At 39.1% G+C, this 18970-nt stretch carries 21 protein-coding genes, 1 other RNA gene and 1 pseudogene; 7 read left to right on the top strand and 16 right to left on the bottom strand.

The window, feature by feature from the left end:
• Positions 1–11: 11 nt before the first annotated feature.
• The 4 genes from flgL to flgM are packed head-to-tail and all read right to left on the bottom strand — an operon-like array spanning position 12 to position 3322.
• Positions 12–914, bottom strand: coding sequence for a flagellar hook-associated protein FlgL (gene flgL / locus ACHOLT_RS07440; protein ID WP_425806927.1), 903 nt, complete (start codon positions 912–914; stop codon positions 12–14).
• Between the two features lie 22 nt (positions 915–936).
• Positions 937–2475: a flagellar hook-associated protein FlgK gene (gene flgK / locus ACHOLT_RS07435; protein WP_425806925.1), complete on the bottom strand. Its 1539-nt coding sequence runs from the start codon at positions 2473–2475 to the stop codon at positions 937–939.
• A gap of 58 nt (positions 2476–2533) precedes the next feature.
• Positions 2534–3013 (bottom strand): flagellar protein FlgN, encoded by a 480-nt coding sequence (locus ACHOLT_RS07430; RefSeq protein ID WP_425806923.1) that lies wholly within the window; start codon positions 3011–3013, stop codon positions 2534–2536.
• Positions 3014–3049: 36 nt separating this feature from the next.
• On the bottom strand, positions 3050–3322 hold the full coding sequence (gene flgM / locus ACHOLT_RS07425) for a flagellar biosynthesis anti-sigma factor FlgM (RefSeq protein WP_425806921.1): 273 nt from the start codon (positions 3320–3322) through the stop codon (positions 3050–3052).
• Between the two features lie 339 nt (positions 3323–3661).
• On the opposite strand from flgM, the gene ACHOLT_RS07420 reads away from it, so the two are divergent.
• Positions 3662–4471 carry a flagellar motor protein gene (locus tag ACHOLT_RS07420; RefSeq protein WP_425807928.1) on the top strand — a complete coding sequence of 270 codons (810 nt, stop codon included), beginning with the start codon at positions 3662–3664 and terminating at the stop codon, positions 4469–4471.
• A gap of 16 nt (positions 4472–4487) precedes the next feature.
• Positions 4488–5342: a flagellar motor protein MotB gene (locus ACHOLT_RS07415; protein WP_425806920.1), complete on the top strand. Its 855-nt coding sequence runs from the start codon at positions 4488–4490 to the stop codon at positions 5340–5342.
• 67 nt (positions 5343–5409) lie between these two features.
• Here the strand turns inward: ACHOLT_RS07415 and ACHOLT_RS07410 are convergent, their stop codons facing one another.
• A complete protein-coding gene (locus tag ACHOLT_RS07410; RefSeq protein WP_425806918.1) occupies positions 5410–6453 on the bottom strand; it encodes a M28 family metallopeptidase in 1044 nt (347 codons plus the stop codon).
• Positions 6454–6481: 28 nt separating this feature from the next.
• Between ACHOLT_RS07410 and ACHOLT_RS07405 the strand changes: the two genes are divergently transcribed.
• The 3 genes from ACHOLT_RS07405 (at position 6482) to ACHOLT_RS07395 (ending at position 8096) form a co-directional block, all read left to right on the top strand.
• A complete protein-coding gene (locus ACHOLT_RS07405; RefSeq protein WP_425806917.1) occupies positions 6482–6919 on the top strand; it encodes a YaaR family protein in 438 nt (145 codons plus the stop codon).
• A gap of 28 nt (positions 6920–6947) precedes the next feature.
• Entirely contained in the window at positions 6948–7733 is a 786-nt protein-coding gene (locus tag ACHOLT_RS07400; RefSeq protein WP_425806915.1) for a CheR family methyltransferase, read from the top strand.
• A 120-nt stretch (positions 7734–7853) separates the two neighbouring features.
• Entirely contained in the window at positions 7854–8096 is a 243-nt protein-coding gene (locus tag ACHOLT_RS07395; protein WP_425806913.1) for a hypothetical protein, read from the top strand.
• A 120-nt stretch (positions 8097–8216) separates the two neighbouring features.
• On the opposite strand, the gene ACHOLT_RS07390 is transcribed toward ACHOLT_RS07395, so the two are convergent.
• From ACHOLT_RS07390 to ACHOLT_RS07380, 3 genes are all read right to left on the bottom strand, one after another.
• Positions 8217–8405: a hypothetical protein gene (locus ACHOLT_RS07390; protein ID WP_425806912.1), complete on the bottom strand. Its 189-nt coding sequence runs from the start codon at positions 8403–8405 to the stop codon at positions 8217–8219.
• A 216-nt stretch (positions 8406–8621) separates the two neighbouring features.
• Complete coding sequence (locus ACHOLT_RS07385) at positions 8622–8999, bottom strand: EamA family transporter (protein WP_425807926.1); 378 nt, start codon at positions 8997–8999, stop codon at positions 8622–8624.
• A gap of 114 nt (positions 9000–9113) precedes the next feature.
• Positions 9114–10160 (bottom strand): metallophosphoesterase family protein, encoded by a 1047-nt coding sequence (locus tag ACHOLT_RS07380; protein WP_425806911.1) that lies wholly within the window; start codon positions 10158–10160, stop codon positions 9114–9116.
• A gap of 233 nt (positions 10161–10393) precedes the next feature.
• Here ACHOLT_RS07380 and ACHOLT_RS07375 point away from each other — a divergent pair, with 233 nt between their 5' ends.
• Positions 10394–11332, top strand: coding sequence for a polysaccharide deacetylase family protein (locus tag ACHOLT_RS07375; protein WP_425806909.1), 939 nt, complete (start codon positions 10394–10396; stop codon positions 11330–11332).
• 52 nt (positions 11333–11384) lie between these two features.
• On the opposite strand, the gene ACHOLT_RS07370 is transcribed toward ACHOLT_RS07375, so the two are convergent.
• The 4 genes and pseudogenes from ACHOLT_RS07370 to ACHOLT_RS07355 all read right to left on the bottom strand — a co-directional run.
• On the bottom strand, positions 11385–11564 hold the full coding sequence (locus ACHOLT_RS07370; RefSeq protein ID WP_425806907.1) for an SHOCT domain-containing protein: 180 nt from the start codon (positions 11562–11564) through the stop codon (positions 11385–11387).
• Between the two features lie 30 nt (positions 11565–11594).
• Entirely contained in the window at positions 11595–11828 is a 234-nt protein-coding gene (locus ACHOLT_RS07365; protein WP_425806905.1) for a hypothetical protein, read from the bottom strand.
• A 209-nt stretch (positions 11829–12037) separates the two neighbouring features.
• The gene (locus ACHOLT_RS07360) at positions 12038–13753 is read right to left on the bottom strand and encodes a methyl-accepting chemotaxis protein (RefSeq protein ID WP_425806904.1); all 1716 of its coding nucleotides are present in this window, start codon (positions 13751–13753) and stop codon (positions 12038–12040) included.
• Positions 13753–14370: pseudogene (locus tag ACHOLT_RS07355) on the bottom strand (HD-GYP domain-containing protein); the annotation flags it as partial. The pseudogene ACHOLT_RS07355 and the gene ACHOLT_RS07360, both read right to left, overlap by 1 nt.
• 185 nt (positions 14371–14555) lie before the next feature.
• Between ACHOLT_RS07355 and ACHOLT_RS07350 the strand changes: the two are divergent.
• Positions 14556–15017 carry a MarR family winged helix-turn-helix transcriptional regulator gene (locus ACHOLT_RS07350; protein WP_425806903.1) on the top strand — a complete coding sequence of 154 codons (462 nt, stop codon included), beginning with the start codon at positions 14556–14558 and terminating at the stop codon, positions 15015–15017.
• 83 nt (positions 15018–15100) lie between these two features.
• Here ACHOLT_RS07350 and rnpB read toward each other — a convergent pair.
• The 4 genes from rnpB to ACHOLT_RS07330 form a co-directional block, all read right to left on the bottom strand.
• Positions 15101–15473, bottom strand: an RNA gene (gene rnpB / locus ACHOLT_RS07345) — RNase P RNA component class A.
• Between the two features lie 198 nt (positions 15474–15671).
• Entirely contained in the window at positions 15672–16493 is an 822-nt protein-coding gene (locus tag ACHOLT_RS07340) for a Nif3-like dinuclear metal center hexameric protein (RefSeq protein ID WP_425806901.1), read from the bottom strand.
• Positions 16472–17287 carry a tRNA (adenine(22)-N(1))-methyltransferase gene (locus ACHOLT_RS07335; protein ID WP_425806900.1) on the bottom strand — a complete coding sequence of 272 codons (816 nt, stop codon included), beginning with the start codon at positions 17285–17287 and terminating at the stop codon, positions 16472–16474. The genes ACHOLT_RS07340 and ACHOLT_RS07335 overlap by 22 nt, the downstream gene beginning before the upstream one ends.
• Before the next feature lie 203 nt (positions 17288–17490).
• Entirely contained in the window at positions 17491–18774 is a 1284-nt protein-coding gene (locus ACHOLT_RS07330; protein WP_425806898.1) for an HD-GYP domain-containing protein, read from the bottom strand.
• Between the last annotated feature and the right edge of the window lie 196 nt (positions 18775–18970).

Genomic DNA, 18970 nt, shown 5'->3' with positions numbered 1-18970 from the left:
GACCACCTCAATTACTTCATAAAATCTACTAAGGAGGGTTGTATTATTTGGGCTCCAACAGATAAAGCAGCACGGTACGTATTTTGTTGTTGATTAAAATCAACGATTGTTTTAGCCATATCTGTATCCATAATGTTAGAAAGATTCTTTTGCAAATTTACAGAGGTTGAATCTAATTGATCTCGTAGGGATTGCATCCGATTAACCCTGGCCCCTAAATCGGCACGTTGTGCTAGCACGGTATCCGTTTCTGAACTTAGTTCAGCTATAGCTGTATCTGTCGTATAACCTACAGGCGCTGTAGCATCACCTTTCAGAACTTTACTTAAATTATTTAGCGTGTTAAATACAGCCATATCACCATTAGCGTCTTTACCACCAAAAAGCGTTTGGGCTTGAACTGAGATTTTGACCTTTGTACCCACTTCAAACTCCAATTGATCATTAGGTCCATTCCACGTTCCTGGTGCCCCTGGTGTATAAGGTGCTGTTGTAGATGCTGTGCCACCAAAAAGATATTTGTTTCCAACCTGTGTATTAGCCATCGTTTGAAGTTGTTGATTGATCTGATCAATCTCATTTGCTACTTTTGTTTTATCATCAGCAGATAAGCTTCCATTCGCGCCTTGAATTGCCAGTTCACTCGCCCTTTGGAGCATGGAAGTGATATCTCCCAACGTGCTGTCCGTTGTATTCATATAGGTTAACGCTTCATCGGCATTACTCTTCCATTGTTCTACATTCGTAATACTGCTTTTAATCCGTAACGCATTCCCAATTCCGATAGGATCGTCGGAAGGCTTAGTAATCCGCTGATTGGAAGATAGCTGGTTTTGCAATGTATCCATTCGTCCTTGGGCAGCTTCTAAATTTCTCAAAAGATTTTGGCTTAACATGTTATTAGTAATTCTCATTTTATCACCTGCTTATCGTTACTTATCGTGTAATCCCCATACCATTGACAATGGTATTGAGCATATCATCCATCATTGTTACCATTCGCGCCGCAGCAGCATAACTTTTCTGGAATTTCACTAAATTCGTCATTTCTTCATCTAAGGAAACCCCGGAATAGGATTCCCGTTGATTGCTCATATGCGTTACAAGAACGTCCTGCCCTTCACGCATCCGTTGCGCCTGTTGGACATCTACCCCAATCGTAACGACATTTGCTCCATAGTAATCTCCAAAAGATTCACCATCCACTGGATTTGAAGCTGAACCTGAATCAGTTTTATATTGATCAAACCCGCTTGCAAAAGCTGCTATTCCTTTTGCGACATTGGCTTTGCCAATATCCTCTCCGGAAATTCCTGTTACAACATCTTTCGGAGATGATTGCAGAGTGGAGTTCACAACAATATTAGCCGCAGTGATTGTAGCCGTACTATCACTCGTTGCAAAGAAATCAACACCCGGTGTGTAACCCGCCTTCGTGTTGTGATAATAATTTACACCTGCAGCGATTCCTTGAGCTAAACTATCAAATTGACTCTGTAATGTATCCAAATAGGATTTAGTATAGGAGCCATCGGTTGTTTCCCCCGCAACCGCGATGCTCATGTTTGCCTGTAATTGACCTTGTTTATCTCCAAATTTTAATAATGTTCCGTTTTCAAAACTGATCTGATACGTTGTAGGATCCGTAGAGATAGGATTTTCTAATACAGTAGGATCAGGTATTTTCAATTTATAATATTGACTGTCATTGACTAAAACTTGTTCTGGAACTGTAGTATCATTACCAATAACAATTTTGTAATTGTTTACCTGCCTATCTGTAAAGTTTGTATCTCTAGTTTCAACTACCTTTACATTAACAAGTTTCGAAAGATCATCCACTAAGAGATCTCTTTTATCGCGCAAATCATTGGGGTTATCCCCGGCCACTTCTGCACGTTTAATTTGGTCATTCAAGTTTTTTATCTGTTCAGCTACAGTATTAATTTGTTGCACTTCAAGCTTTATGTTCGAAGTTATATCTTTTTTCATCGTTATAATTTGCTGAGTTATATTATGAAAAGAATCTGTCAAAGTTAAAGCTCTTTCTACAACGACAGACTTAGCTCCAACATTTTCTGGATCCTTCGCTAAATCGCTCCAAGCCGTCCAAAATTTATCCATATCGTCATGCAAGCTGTTACTCGTGGGCTCATTATATAAACTCTCAATTTTATTTAAGGAATCTTCTCGGGCAAGCCAATACCCTTGTTTTGAGTTTTCCCAACGGTACTGAGTATCGACAAAGTTATCCCGAGCACGTGTAATATTATCTAACACAACACCAGTACCCAGGCTTAAATTATGGCCCATACCGAAAATCGTATCCGGTGCAGTCGATTTTAAGTTCGCAATCTGCCGTGTATACCCTTGAGTATTGGAATTTGCGATATTATGTCCCGTTATATCTAAGGCGGTTTGTTGGGCTTCTAGTGCCCGCCGCGAAAGTTCAAGTCCAAAGAAAGTGGAGTTCATAATATCCTCCTCTTATAAAAATAATTATCTAAATAATAATTTAAATTTAGTGACTAGGTTAAGCTTTTTGATCAAAAATTCGTAGATTACTTGATCTTTTGTTTTCCCTCTGCCCCGGTTTTTGATAAATACTTTTATCTTGATGATTTAACATCCCTACTGTAAAATTCACAACATTCATTGCTTGTTTCAATAGTTGTGTATTAAGATCATGAACGTCCTGCAAATCGATTACTACCGTCTCAAGCTTTCCTTTTACATCATTAAGTTCCGGATATCTATCAGCCAGCTCTGATAAAGTAAGTTCATCGGCTGGTTTACCTTCTTTTTGTGTCATTTGATCGATCCAAAGCAACCGTTCTTTTTCAACATGTGCTGCTTCAAGAAGGAGCTGTTCCTCTCGTACAGTTACCGCCTCTAATTCTTGTAAGTTATTTGCAACAAGTGCCTTTTGTTTTATATCGGCAAGTTTCTTGAGCTCGCTGTATATCTGCACTTGTTTCTCTAAGTTGTCTTTTAAAGGCTTTATGACTGGCATGAAAAAACCTCCTCATCCATTTATTTAGGTCTGTTCTTATTCATTTCCAAAAAGCAAACTGCGGGCAATCGCATTTGCATCTACCTTAAATTGTCCGTTATTGATTTTTTCTGCAACTTCCCGAACACGGTCTTCGCGAACATCCGGCACCTCTTTTACTTTCTTAAGCAATATTTGATAAAACTGTGCCTTATCCGATACATTTACGCCATCGGTTGCTTTCTCTGCCACTTTCTTATCAACAGAAGATACTCTGTTTGTAGCTTGAATACTGCCAACCGGGGTTAAAGATGTTCCGTCGATCTTCATACGATTCACTCCCGCAACTTAATCTCTACTTTTTTATCGTCATATGATCAAGAAAACTTTAAGGTTTTCTTTTTCTTTCATTAATATTCTCAATTGAACTTTTTGGGACTTTCCTTGTAAAAATGCACTATTTGCCCATTTTGAAATATTTCAAGCTTTATCTCCGTTTATTTCTAGAAGCTTTTTGGTATTTCAGGTATAATAATCCTAATAGACAATCTTAAGTTTTTGGCGCTTTTAGTCGATAAAGAAAGTATGAATAAAAGGAGGTACGCCTTAGCTTTCCCTCCAAGGATTATTTTTCTAACGTCAATGCGGGAATGAGCTTTGGTTAACGACATGGATCTATCTACATCGATTGGAATTATTGCTGGTATAGGTTTTTTAGTAGCGGGTTTCCTTATTGAGGGCGGAAATATCGGCTCCTTATTCCAGCTATCCGCGGCATTGATTGTTTTTGGCGGCACCATTGGTGCAGTTGTAACCAGTTTTCCTTTAAAGGAATTGCAAAAAGTCCCTCAATGGTTCAAACTTGCCTTTACAGATAAGTCTTTTGGTATCAGCGAAGCCTATGAAACCTTGATTCGTTTTGCAGAAAAAGCGCGACGTGAAGGACTTCTCAGCCTAGAGCAAGAATTAGAAACTGTGGAAGACCGTTTTACGAAACAGGGAATGCAGCTCGTCATTGACGGTACGGATCCTGAGATTACACGAGAAATTTTGGAGTCCAATATTGCCGTAATGGAAAAACGCCACAGGGTCGGGATTTCGGTATTCGAAGCGGCAGGTGGGTATGCTCCGACGATGGGTATCATTGGTACGGTTATGGGGCTTGTTCACGTTTTAGGTAACCTTTCTGATCCGAATTCACTTTCAGGATCAATCGCTTCCGCCTTTCTTGCTACCCTTTATGGAATTGGTTCCGCAAACCTGATTTGGCTGCCTATCGCATCCAAACTTAAGATGAAAGATAAAGCGGAAGTGAGTGCTATGGAAATGGTCTTAGATGGAATTCTTTCTATTCAGGCAGGCGAAAATCCGTCTATTCTTAAAGAGAAATTAAAAACCCATATTGGCAACATGCCGCAAAGCAAAGGAAAAGATGCGGAGGACAATTTAAATATGGATGCGGAAGGCGCTTCAATCTAGCACAGAAGGTGATTAAATGCCGAGACACCATGAACAAGACCCGGAAAAAGATAACGGGGAACGCTGGCTTCTTACTTATTCAGATCTGATTACCCTTCTCATGGTTTTTTTCGTTGTACTCTATTCGATGAGTCAGATCGATGCTAATAAATTCAAAGCAGTGGCTGATTCTTTAAGCAAAGCCCTGGGGGGCGGAACTCCCGCAAAAATGGATATCGCCACGAATCCAAGCGGGCCTTCTCTGTTTGAAAAAGGAAACCCTCAGTCTAAAGCGACACAACCCGGAACAACGAATAATAAAGACAATACGGCCAATACGAATAGCGCTGCCAATGGCAGCCAAGGTAACACCGATACAGAGAATATGACCATCGAAGGGATTAAATCAAAGCTTGATAAATTCGCTGCAGATAATGGAATTCAGGCAAAGCTAGTTTCTTCCATTGAGGAACGCGGCTTAGTCATCAGTATTCAGGATACGCTGCTCTTCGAAAGCGGCTCTGCCGATGTTACACCTCGAGCACGTGAAATTTTGGATAAAGTTATCACTGTTTTAGCTCCAACACCTAATTATATAAAAATTGAGGGACATACCGATAATTTACCGATCAACACCGCACGTTTTCCAAGCAACTGGGAGTTATCCGTACTTCGTGCCACAAATGTACTTCAAATCATGGCGGGACCGAATAAGATTTCTTACGATCGTCTCTCGGCCACCGGTTATGGTGAATATCGTCCGGTAGCCTCTAATGATTCGGAAGCAGGCCGAGCCAAAAATCGGAGAGTGGATTTAGTTATCCTTCGTTCTAAATATGATTTAACCGAACCCGGCAGCTCATCAGCATCTGCCTCTTCTAAGACCCAGTAAACCTAATCCATTCACAACTCTTTAAAGTTAAAAGGCACCCTGGAATTTTTTCCCGGATGCTTAATATTTAATAAGCTAAACTCTGTATTGTCCGATATAAAATATCACTTGCCATTTTAAGCTGTTCCGCTTTTATCAGTCCGGCAGTATCCTCCGGAGTATGGTTTTTATTAAGCCAATCTCTTGCCAGAAGGGTAACCGCAGGTACTCCTGCTCGTGCAAAACTTATTTGATCGCTGTTATGCCCGCCTGGGGATGTATGTAAAGCACTCGCGCCTGCTTCAGCAGCCGCTTTTTTAATGGACTGAAAGGCTAAATTATTCTCGTCTTCACTCCATAGCGAAAAATCACCAACCATGCCATTGCCAACGGTATCTAAATTGATCACTGCTTGAATCTGCCGCAGAGGAAAAGTTGGGGCTTGAACAAAAGCGCTGGAGCCAACAAAGCCCATTTCCTCGGCACTCCAAAATGCAAAGACTAACGTTTTCTGGGGAACTCTTTTATCACGGAGAAGATGTCGTATCACATCAAGGATGCAGCTTACACCCGAGGCGTTATCATTAGCTCCAGGGTACAAAATCCCCTGGTTTATTCCAAGGTGATCATAATGGGCAGTGATCATAATAACTTCATCCTGCTTCTTACCAGTCCAACCACCGAGTAAGTTTACACTGGGAGTACGCAGACTCCCTATAGGGCCTGGAATAAACATAAGACGGCCATTAACGAATTTCTCGGTAACCGGTGGAATTGTAAAAACGTGAGTAAAGCTTTCCCCTTTATCCCCCATAGGTTTCAACCCAAGCGTACTCATTTCTTTGGCCAGATAATCCGCCGCTTTGCTTTCCCCAACCGAACCTGCTTTCCGCCCCTGCATTTCCGGTGAGGAAAGCGCAATGATATCTTCCATCGCCGTTCGGTTTAAAACCTCTTCATTGTTTACTCCTTTAGGAAGTTCAGGAAGATGCGTTATCAAATTAACGCCCGGAGGCTTTATAAGGCTCTGCATAGCTTTATTCAGCTTGCCTGGCCAAAGTGTCCAAGGTAAACAAATAGCAGATAAACCTAAAAGTACTTTTAAAAAGCTACGCCTTGAATTTGATTTCATAAAATTTTCCTTTCAAAGGGGGATTAGAATGCCTTTAAGAATTGATGGAATGCAGCAATCTGAAAACATATCCCGTTCAAGCTCACCCTCCCCGCGCGGAGAGTTAGATTTCAGCCAAGCTTTTGATCAGGCCCAACACCTTCAAAGAAAAGAGCTTCAGGATTTTCTCAAACGTTTTGACGAAAAAGCAAAAACCCTTTCCCAAAGCCTTTCTATTGGAGGTTTAACGGATTTTAAAGAAATGGTTCGCTCCTTTTTGCGTTCAACCTTCGGTCAAAGCAGACGGCTTACTGAAGAATCGTATTGGGATTTTCGTGGGAAGCCTAAAGTTCTTGCCAGAATTCAGCAAATTGATCAATCGCTCGAAGAACTGGGCAAGCAGGTCCTTGAGACTCATAGCAAGCCCCTGGACCTTCTGCAAAAAATGGATGAAATACGCGGGCTGATCGTGGATTTATTGGGATAACTAAACTATACTTTAATGAGGTGCACACATGTTAAACTCCGAAAATACATATGAATGGTTTATTAAAGCTTTCTATCCAAAAAGCGGTTTGGATTTAAACTTTTATAAGCAAAATCAAATGCAGAGACGGATACAGAGCTTTATGACATCCCACAAATATCAAACCTACCCGGATTTCATCAGGGCCATAAATTCTGATCCTGTTCTTTATGACAGCTTTTTTAAGCATCTGACCATCAACGTTTCCCAGTTCTTTCGGGATACCACACAGTGGAATACCTTACGGGACACAGTCTTTCCAAAACTTACTCAACAAAAAACAAATCTAAAACTGTGGAGCGCGGGGTGCTCCAGCGGTCAAGAACCTTATTCCTTAGCAATGACCTTGGTGGAGTATTTTCCCGGTATAAACTTCAGTATTCTTGCGAGCGACATTGATGTTAATGTATTGCAACAGGCCAAAGACGGAATTTACAAGCAAAACGACTTTACCTCAACTCCTCCTCAAATCATTCAAAAATATTTTACCTTAACTGATAAAGGGTATCAAATCAAAGATATCATAAAACAAAAAGTTACCTTTAAACGTCAGAATTTGTTAACGGACCGTTTTGATACTGGCTTTGATTTTTTGGCCTGCCGTAATGTGGTTATTTATTTTACAGAAGAAGCAAAAGAGATGCTTTATCAGAAGTTTTCTAGGTCTTTAAATCCTGGCGGGATCCTCTTTACCGGAAGCACAGAGCACCTTTTTGGCATGACCAATTTGGGGTTAAAGCCGGTTTCATCTTTCTTCTATCAAAGACAAGAGTAAGCCTTATTACAGATTAAGGATTGCTCTAAAATCAAATAAAAGATCATACCTATAGGTTAGAGACAAAAGACAAACGAAGAGAAAGGTGGGATTCTCTTGTTTTTCCACGAACATCTAATCGTGAGTTACGTCCATGACCTTGAAAATGATCGTTACGTCTTTCAACTCACCGGCGGTGAAGAATACCCGGTTACACAAGAAGAATTTATTGATCATTGGCAAGAATACCGTCTGTTCGAGGAAAAAAGGGCTACTTCTTCCCTCGAGCGCTATCAGCCATTACCGATCACTTTTGTAACCCGCCGAAGTGTGAGACTTTTACCTTCAAGCCCTAATTTAAGGCGCAAACGTAAATCTGCTTAGAACAAATTCGCAAACAAATCCTAAGAGAAATGAAATCTGAGTATAGAAAACCCCTGGTAGGATTAAGCACATATAATCCCACCAGGGGCATTTATTTTTACTTATTTTATTTCATTCTAATTAAGCCATTCGTGTAATTTTTTGATACTCCGCTACAAATTCATCAACCGGATAAGTCACGCCTTTGCCTTTGAACTCCAAGGAAACCTGTTGAGATGCCGGGTTATAGCCAATAAATTTCATCCCTAGATTCTTAGCCATTTTGGCCAACTCAATTCGCGCGCCCCTGCCTAAATCCTGAAACTTCATTCATGCAACACCCCTTATACCATCTAACTTTATTTAGGTAATTTCAAGGGTTATTGGGAAGTCCGTATTTAGTTTTCTAAGCCATATTTAGTTTTAGCGGAAATCGTCTTTCTTAGGGAAGACAACCCCAGGTTGGACGAACTTGCAATTGTCCGCTCCTCAAACCTTACCTAGATCATATCTTATTCTAAGGCGAGTTGCAACTTGCTTTTCCTTTTAAGTTGTTTTTCCTAAAACGCCGAGAATGGTGATTCCTATAAGGATTAAAGCGCTTCCAAAGAGTTTATAAATATTTGCGCTTTCATGTAAGAAAAATGTTCCGTAAAAAATTGCCAGAACATAACCTAAGGCAACCATGGGATAGGCATAACTCAATTCCCACTTTGAAATCACAACCAACCATAAAATTGAACTAATCCCGAAGCAAACAAAACCTGAAAAAATTGCCGGCGTAAATATTATTTTAAACAGCTGCTGCCAAATATTTTCTACAGAAACTCGACCATAATGTAACATTCCAACACGGAAAAGAAACTGTCCGGTTGCTCCAAGGAGGATGGAGAAAAGAGCAATTGCCAGAGAACGAAAGTCCATAACCAATGAATAAAACACTCCTTTTTACCTAAACCTAACCTTAATCGCAATAACTAACTGCGTAATGTTTTCTAAAATCCTATTATCCCCTTTTATTATGAAAATAAATCGCAACTACTTTCCATAGTTAAGCGTATATTTATAATCCGGGATAAATTTATGAAGCTGAAAATCACGCCCTTGAACGGTAACCTTGCTTCCTTCAGCCTCGACCACAAGGCCTTCACTCGCATCAGCAGAAGCTTGCCGGACACGGCTTACGGAAGAATCTTCAAACATAGTAAATATTTCATGAACAACAGTCCCAGGAGCTCCTAACTTTAAATGCAAATGCCCTGAAAAAAGAATGATCTGAGGGTAAGCATCCATGATTTTGGTCAGTTCTTCGTGCTGCATCACATATTGGGTGCGAATCGGCGAATCACTATTGGACGTATATACGGGCTGATGAAGAAATAAAAATATCGGTTTTTTCGGATCTTCATTTTCTGCAAGTTTATCCTTTAGCCATGATAACTGTCCCTCTGACAGATAAACTCCGTCGCCAATCTTACGATCAGACATCGACGATTTTTCAGAACCTAGGAAAATGAAATGATATCCTTTAATTACGCGATCTGTATAGACTTTATCCCTGCCTGCGAAATTTAAAAACCTTTGGACAGCCTGCTCATCTGTTTCTCCATTAGGAAAGGTCCCCTTGTCCCAGGCGCTTGTGCTTAACAAATGATACGCCTTATAAAATTCATGATTGCCTATTGTAAAAACGAGAGGCGTTTTTTGAGTCGGCCCTGACCGAACATTACGAATAATTCTATTTAAAGCACTATAATCTTCCGGTAAGCCATCCCCCAGATCTCCATTGACAACGATTAAATCCAAAGGTTCTTTTTGCGGATCAAGTAAATCCTCTAAAGCATTCTGCATCTTTCTTTGTACATTTTCATCGGTAGAACGAACATGTATATCGCTGATCACTGCAAAGCGTAATCCCGGATTGCTCTCTGCTTTAGAACCCGTCCCTCTTCCAAGGGCACTCTTTACCTCAGAAACCGCAGTGTTCCATGAGGTGGTATTCAGAGCTGCAAGGTCAAATAAAATTACTGCAATACCAAATAGGGCTATTGCAACTCCTATAAATAGCTTAGTAAATTTATCCATGCGTTCACCTATTCTTTAGAGAATAATTTTTATGTTTTATAATATCGATTCGTTTTAACGACTTGATATTACTTAACACATTTAGGATTTGAAAGGTAATTTCATTAAAAAAATAGAATATATTATTTATTCTTTACTCAAGGATGATAAAATATGTCTATGGTTTCTTCTGTATATTGATTGCAAAATGAAGCACCCTAGTGTGGAATCTTAAAATAAAGGGGTTAGCTCTTATGAAAAGAAATTCACTCTTTTTCTTTCTATGCATAAGCCTCGTCCTAATTGCTCTCTCCACTTCTGGATGCAGCTCTAATTCAAAGTCACAAGCAGCTCAATCACCTTCCGAAGCTTCTATTAAAAACGAAAGTAATGTAGAGAGTACCTCTGTTAAACAAGGGATCAATAATTCTCAAAATGCTGAAGATCGGTCAACAGTTAACCAAAACTCCCAAGTCTCTACGTTTTCCGAAACATCTTCTGCTTCGGCTACAGAGGCTCGCCAGAGAGTAGAAACCTTTCCCATAATCTATTACCACTCTATTAAAACGATACCGAATAACGAACTGGGTATGCCTCCTGAAGCGTTTGAAGAACAAATTTCCTATCTTGCGAAACATGGCTATCATAGTGTCTCAAGTATACAGCTTTATAACTATTACTACAAAAATGGTTCGCTTCCATCTCGCCCTATTATGATTACATTTGACGATGGATATATGGACAATTATACAACTGCTTTACCCATTCTTAAAAAGTACGGTTTTACCGCTACAGTATTTCTTATTGTAAAAAAAGTTGGCGATCCCAATTGTTTAACCTGGAAAGAGGTTAAAGAGCTTGATCAGGAAGGTTGGGATATCCAAAGTCATACTTTGACTCATCCTGATTTAACCAAAATTAGCCCTAATTTACTTAAGGAAGAATTAGTTGATTCTAAAGCGATCCTTGAAAAAGAACTGGGTAAACCCATTCAATTTTTTGCGTACCCCAGTGGGAGACATAATGATAATGTGGTTCAAGATGTAAAAAACGCAGGCTATCTTATGGCTTTTAGTACTCTTAAAGGCTGGACCGAGAAAGACATGAATCCCTTCCTAGTTCATAGAATATATTGTTATGCATCTATGGGACTTACTGAGTTTAGCCGAAGGGTAACAAATCCTCAGTACTAATATAAAGAAAAAGCTGAGTATCTCCAAATCGACTTGAGATACTCAGCTTATTTTATTCAGCAAGAATATTTTTCTTCATGAGAAACTCATCTTCAGAAATTTCCCCTCTTGCATAACGTTCTTTCAGTATGTCAAGCGCCTTGTCATTTCTTCTGAAAAATTTATGCGAGCCGTCCGTTTTATAGTCCCAGACTAAGTATAAGCCAAGCAAGAAAATCAAAATTCCGATCAATTAAGGCACCTCCTTCCTCAATCCATAAATTTAAGGATTATTTGCGGATCCATTATCATTTTGGCTCTGGGGATTTTGATTTTTAAACTTAGGGATTTGATTAAAACCTCCATTCATACCATGACGGTTGACAATCTTATGCCCAACATTGAAAGGTCCATACCCGCTGCGTTCAAAAAACCGTAATGCCATCGATCCGCCGCAAATACCTAACCCTAAAATCATAAGTAAGATTCCGCCTATGAGCTGTCTTTTCTTTTTCAAGAGAATTCCTCCTCTCACTTTAATTTGCCCTCATTATATCGCTAAATGTGATGAAGAGTCTTGGGTAAGTTATGAAAGAGTTATTAAGGTTTTATCGAGATTTTTTAAACCGCATAAAACAATAAAAAGCGTCCTCCTTTCACTGTCAAGTGGAATGGGGACGCTTGTAACGATTTGCCTAGTAAAGTAAAATTACCAACAATAAAATATTAAACAGTAAACTTGCCGACTACTTCTTGAAGCTCTGATGCCATCGCAGCTAAACTTTGGGCAGCCGAGGCAATTTGCTCCATGGAAGCTGTTTGTTCCTGTACTCCGGCAGATACAGTTTCAGCATGGGATGTCGTTTCCTTGCTCGTTGTATCAATCTTTTCTACAGAAGTTAAGATCTGTTGGCCTCCGCTTGCTATTTGTTCAAACGTAGCCGAAACTTCTTCCATTTGTGCGGAAACATTCTCAATAAGTTGAGCAATCTCAGTGAAAGATTGCCCAGCGATATTAACAACTTCCATTCCTTCTTTTACATTATTAACTTCCTCTTCCATTGCTGTTACTGCTAAATTAATATGACTGTTGTTTTGATGGATCAGCGCAGAAATTTTAGTTGTAGCTTCACGGGATTGTTCAGCAAGCTTTCGAACTTCCTCTGCAACAACAGCAAATCCTCTGCCCTGTTCGCCCGCCCTGGCGGCTTCAATAGCAGCATTAAGCGCCAGCAAATTGGTTTGTTCTGCTATTCCAGTGATGAATTGAACAATGCCGCTAATTTCTTCAGAACTCGCGGATAGCTCGGCTATCCTTCGCTGAACGGCATCGTTTCCCTCACTAATACTATTCATCTGCTGAATAACCCGATTCAAGGCTTCTTGTCCGGCATGAGTCGTTGTTAACGTTTTAGCCATGTAATCCGTTATCTCACTGCTGTTGGCAGCTACCTCCTGATTGCTTGCCGATATTTGTTGAATTGCAGACAGTGTTTCATCAATTGCAGTCGTTTGTTTTTGAGCACCTTCCGCAACACTTTCAATAGCTTGCGCTACATGATTCGTTGCCTCCGTATTCCCCTCTGTAATGGCACTTAATTCTTCAGATGACGCAGCGACTTGTTCTGAAGACTTCGTAACACGCTTAACCAATTCATCTAACTGTTCTTTCATCACATTGAAGCTCTCAGCTAAATGTCCGGCTTCATCATGGCTCTTAACAACAATATCTGCGGCGGATAGATCCCCAGTCGCCACTTTTTCGACGCTCGCGAGAACGGTTTTAATGGAATTAGCAATTAAATTTGCAATTAAGTACCCAAGAAGAACTCCCAATATTGTCGCTATAATCGATATGGAAATAATAATCGTATTGGCTTTTGTATTGTTCGCTTCATTTTGCGTATTAGAAGCGTCTGCCTCTTTAACCGTAAAATCAGTTAGTTTATCAAAGCAATCATTTATTGTATCCAGATGAGCTTCAGCATTGTTTTTAAAATATTCGTAAGCTCCTTTGGAATCACCCTGATTTGCAATATCAACTGCTTTTTGCCGTTCCGTCCGATATGCGGCTAATTCTTTATCGATCTCAGCCAACCTTTCTTTTTCATAGGAAGCCGAAGCTAATTCCCTGTAGGATTTATAACTCTTATCAAAATTGCCTGAGGTTGTTTCCATCTCTGCCCGCAATTTTTGTTGAGTCACTTTATCTTGTACTAAAAGATAATGATAAAATGCTGACTCACTAGCCTTAGATTGGGCTCGAGCATCATTTAGGTATTCTACTGACATTAAAGAATCGGAATACAATGAAGTCATTTCAATCTTTGCTTTATAGTTATAATAATAGCCCGTAAAACCAACGGCTACAATAAACACGGCCATTAAAACAACAAGTGATAAAATTTTTGTCCTAATCTTCCAGTTTCTAAACCAATCCATCAAGCTTCATCCTCTTTCTGGCTTTCTGCAATAACAATTACCTTTTCAAGAAACAGTTGAACTAAATGCGGATCAAACTGTGTACCCGCATTGTCTTGCAGTTCTTTTACTGCTATTTCTTTAGGCAATGCTTTTCGATAGCTTCGTTCATTCGTCATCGCATCATAGGTATCCGCAATTGCACTAATTCGTGCATAAAGGGGGATAGCTGTACCTTTTAATCCTTTTGGATATCCCTTGCCATCCCAACGCTCGTGATGAGCTAAGATGTTTTCTGCTATATCGACCATACCATTGAAGGTGCAGAGAATCCTATAACCTATTTCCGGATGCTGTTTGATTTTTTGCCATTCCTCCTCAGTCAGTTTTCCGGGTTTGTTGAGAATCTCACGATCAATCCCAACTTTTCCGATATCATGGAACAAGGCAGCACATTTTAAGGTGACGATTTCTTCATCTGATAAACCTATTACGTTCCCCATTTCTTGACATAGTTTTGAAACACGCCGACAGTGCTCTTCCTCTCTTCTATTTATTTCATAGAACTTTTTATCTATAGTCTTAATATTTTCTGCACGCTGATATGAACTCTCAGCCAGCTTTGTTTTTGACATATATATTCTCCTTTGAATTATTGGGATATAGTATAATAATAATAATGATAATTATTATTGTTTAAAAATTAGTTCTATATGGAATAATTCTATATAGAACTAATTTTAACTATATATCATTTTATCAAAATTATTTTCCTAGATAAATGTACTAACTGTCCCAAATAATGAGTGAGAAGTGATTTAAAATGGAAAAAATGAATAATATCGACAATTTCCGAAGTATCTTAGAGTTTTATAATCGAATACGGCAAATCTCAAGAAATATTGAAATTGCAAGAGATAAACTAGTAAAAGACTTTAATCTGTCTGGAGCGCATTTCTTCTTACTTTGTAATGTTTGGCTTAAAGAAAAGTGCAATTATACAGAACTTGCAAAGGAAAGCGGGCTAGCCAAAAATACTGTATCAATTCTAGTTAAGCCCTTAATCAAGCAAAATCTATTAGTACAAATACTTGAACCTAAGGACGCTCGGATAATCCAACTAACATTAAGCCCAAAGGGGGAAGAACTAATACTCAAGATTTTTGAAAGTATAACCGTAACCCGTTCTGAAAGCCTAAAATCTCTATCGGAAAGACTACATTCTCCGAATGGTGAAGATATTTTATCCCAGCTCCGATTTGTACTCGATTTCTGGGAAAAGTAATCTAGCGCAAAAATAAAAAGACTTTTCAGGTCATTTAGAGCCTAAAAAGTCTTTTTATTTTTAAAATCTAGTTTTTTAAGAGAATGCGAAGCCAACCATAAGCCGGGTTTTGTTCCTTCCTTACGGAAGGTGATGATCATCTATCTAGGACCGCTGTTGCCAACGGCCTCATGCGACCTTACCCGGGGACGAAACGGGCCGTTTCACAGTCCCCCTATTCGGTCTTGCTCCAGGTGGGGTTTGCAGGGCCAGCCTGTCACCAGACTGCCGGTGAGCTCTTACCTCGCCTTTCCACCCTTACCTAAGTGTTTACGAACACCCAGGCGGTATATCTCTGTTGCACTTTCCTTGGGGTCTCCCCCACTGGACGTTATCCAGCACCTTACCCTATGGAGCCCGGACTTTCCTCAGAGGCAGCCTTTCGACTCTTGCCTCCGCGATCATCCAGTTGACTTCGCTTCATTATCTTACTTTAAATTTAAGATTTGGTCAAATTATTCTTAATAGTTAACTTACCAAACAAAACCTAATCTAGCGTTATTCACAAATTAATCAACAATTTATTAGAGTTGTTCACTTTCATCGTCAATTATCCACAGATTATTCAAGTGTTATACACAATTTGTGGATAATTTTAATTAAAATAGCCCGTTTTTAATCCCACGGAGAATGCATATTACAGCTTATCATAATTTCTAAATCACTTAAATTTTTCTCTGTTTTTAAATAGTCTGCTAATGTCTTGATCATCGGTATCTCACTTGTATAATGACCAATATCCAGCACTGCCATACCTGCTTCTTTGGCATCTAAGGCTTCATGGTGATCAACATCCCCGGTAATAAGAAGATCCGCTCCTTTAAAGAGTGCTTTCGGAATAAAGCTTCCTCCGCTCCCATTGACTATCGCTATTTTTCGTATTTTTTTACCCGGTTTACCTGCCACTCGAAATGCGTTAACTTGCTTTTCAATCCCGATTTGAATTCGTAACGTTTCAAAATATTTCTTAACCTTATTTACAACACTTTCTAATGGCTCCGAAGCAGGTAAATAGCCGATTACTCCATAACCGCGGTCTTCGTTTACAAAGGCTGCTAATACTTCCATTCGTTCTAAACCAAGGCTATTCCCAATTGTCCAACTGGAAGAATAAATGGATTGATCTAAATTTGTATGCGCAGCATAATATCCAATTTCAGCTTTCAATAGTTGAATAGGGATTTGTGCTTGTAGATTATCTGATCTTAAATTTTTTAGCGGCTTAAACATGATCGGATGATGAGCCAGGATCAGCTGCGCTTTCCGTTCCTTTGCCTCTTCCACTACTTCATGCGTTGCATCAAGCGTAAGTATGATCCGTTCAACTCGTCTTGCTGAATCCCCCACTAATAGTCCGACATTATCCCAATCTTCTGCCCAGGATTTGGGGGCAATTTTCTCAATTGTTTGAGCGATCAGTCCGACGGAAACAGCCATTTTTTCATCTCCTCCAATAAAGTGCAGACTATTTCTTGTTGATGCATTTTTATTTGAACTTCTTCCTTTAGGGATTTTTTCATCTCAGTAATTGCTTTGCGCAGAGGCTCGGTCTGTTCTAGGAATAGTTGTTCTAATTCAGGGATAGAGCTCTCTAAATTAAGAGGTCCGATCTTCCAAAAAATTCGCTCGAAAGCAGCCTGTATCTCTTTCTTAAATACCTGCTTATTTTGAAGATTAACCCTTTGATAAACACGTTTAAGCCATTGATCCTTGAGTTCACTCAGTTCCTTAAGCCTTTTTCCTTCAAACCGGGAAAAAACAATAACTCCATAGATACGTCCTTCTTCAGCAAGCAATTGTTCATCTTGAAGAAGCCAGCCTGAATCGAGCAAAGATTTTCGCACTTTTCCTTCCGCCCCCTGGGGCTGAAGAACCAAGGTTCCAACCTGAGCTAAGACATCCGGACTCGCGCTAAAAATGTCCAGCATTGTGTTTCCGCCCATACCCGCTAAAGTTAAGGCATCGACTTCCCCAAGCTGAATAGGTTTAAGCCCATCACCCAAACGCACATCAATCCATTGATCCAACCCGCGCGAATGAATCGCTGCTTGTGCAGATTGATATGGCCCTTCATGGACATCCACAGCTATAGCTTGAGCAATTTTTTTATTTTCCCATAAAAAAATGGGCAAATAAGCATGATCAGTTCCAATATCTCCTAGTTTAGCCTGATCAGGCACAAAAGAAGCAACAAGGAGTAATCTTGGTCCTAAATCAATGGTTTCTTGCATAATCCACCTCTTAATTACTCATTAAATACCTGCAGCATTGTTCGCTGCAGTTCTTCATTATTTTGACATTCAAAATATTCATTTTAAAATTCAAATTTCTAAATTCCAATAATTAAAAGATGACCTGCAGCCGGCTTATTATACTACATTATAGGCAAAAAAGAAAATTTACAGTCATCTAAGATAGACCTAGAATAAAAAGACTAGGATAAACAGACCTGACTCCGGATTGAGTTTAATTTAGTGCTATTGTTGTTATACAGATTTACGAAAGCTTCAACCAAAACCGGATCAAATTGAGTACCGGAGCCTTTCTGCAGCTCCGAGCAGGCTTTCTCAAATGTTCCTGCGGAACGATAAGGGCGGCTGGAGGTGATCGCGTCAACTGTATCCGCTATGCTCACAAGACGAGCCAGAAATGGGATTTTTTCACCGCTTAAAGCGTCCGGATACCCTTTTCCATCATAATGTTCATGATGATATCTAATAATCGGTAAAATCTCTTTAGCAAAGTTTAGTTTGGAACAAATGGCTTCTCCCCGCTCAGGATGGGATTTCATAATGGCCCATTCTTCATGATCTAAGGCACTGGGCTTGTTTAAGATCGCGTCAGGTATACCAATTTTGCCAATGTCATGTAAAATTGATGCACGGTTGATATTCAATTGATCCTCTTCGCTTAAATTTAAGTATTTTGCAATTTCTACAGCATAGTCCGCAACCCGTTCTGAATGTCCGCTTGAATACGAATCCTTAGATTCAAGAGCAAGGGCCAGAGTGAAAATGATGTTCTGCGATTCATCAAGTGCTAAAAGTGATTCCTGAAGCTTTTGATTCGTTGCCGTAAGTTGCAGATTCGTTGATTCTAATTCGCATTTTTGTCGCTCGATTGTTATTTTACTCAGGAAATCTTTAACTTTAATATTGTAAAGAACGATTGAAAGAAACCATGCCACCAAGACAAGTATTGTCCCATTAATATAATGTCCACTTAAGATTTCCCGATTTTTTTGAACAAATGTAATTCCTATAATAAAAACTAAATAATTGATGAAATAGAGTCCCATACTCGTTAAAGGTCTAAAATTAGTCATTACGGCAATTAAGAAAGCCCCAATAACAAATACTGAAATCTCACCATGAATAAGTTGATCAATGATTGAAGTCACTGTGGAATCTAAAAACAAAAAATAAGCAAAAAACATGATAAAAAATTGCTTTGATTTCACATCGGTATTGATATTTTTATGTTTGTATAAGTAAAGCAGCAAAATCAAGGGGACAAGCACCATTAAAATATGTGTGCAAAAGAGGTACTTTGTCCCTGGCATCCAAAGACCTTTTTGCTTATTAATGATATCTAAAGGCACTAAAAACAGAGAAATAACTAATAGTACTATATTTACCTTTTTTGACCTTTCAAAGTTTAAATCACAAAGTTCTATTTTTAATTCATTAATTTCACCTTTAGGTATTTTAACCATCATATTTTTAGTTATGAATTTAAAGATCCCTTTATTATTATTTAAGGACATATTTCACCCTTACTTTTTTAAAATTAAGTAAAGTGTATTACCTTTAAAAAACTTATTATAAAATTCTACACAAAAAATGAATTATCCCCACAATACACTTTCATTTGTATTCTACATGTCCCTGCAGCAAACATCAATAGGAAAGTAG

This window comes from Desulfitobacterium nosdiversum (assembly GCF_049860565.1).
Classification (GTDB): Bacteria; Bacillota; Desulfitobacteriia; order Desulfitobacteriales; family Desulfitobacteriaceae; genus Desulfitobacterium_A; species Desulfitobacterium_A nosdiversum.
The sequence above is the reverse complement of the archived record's forward strand: the minus strand, read 5'-3'. Positions and strand labels throughout refer to the sequence as shown.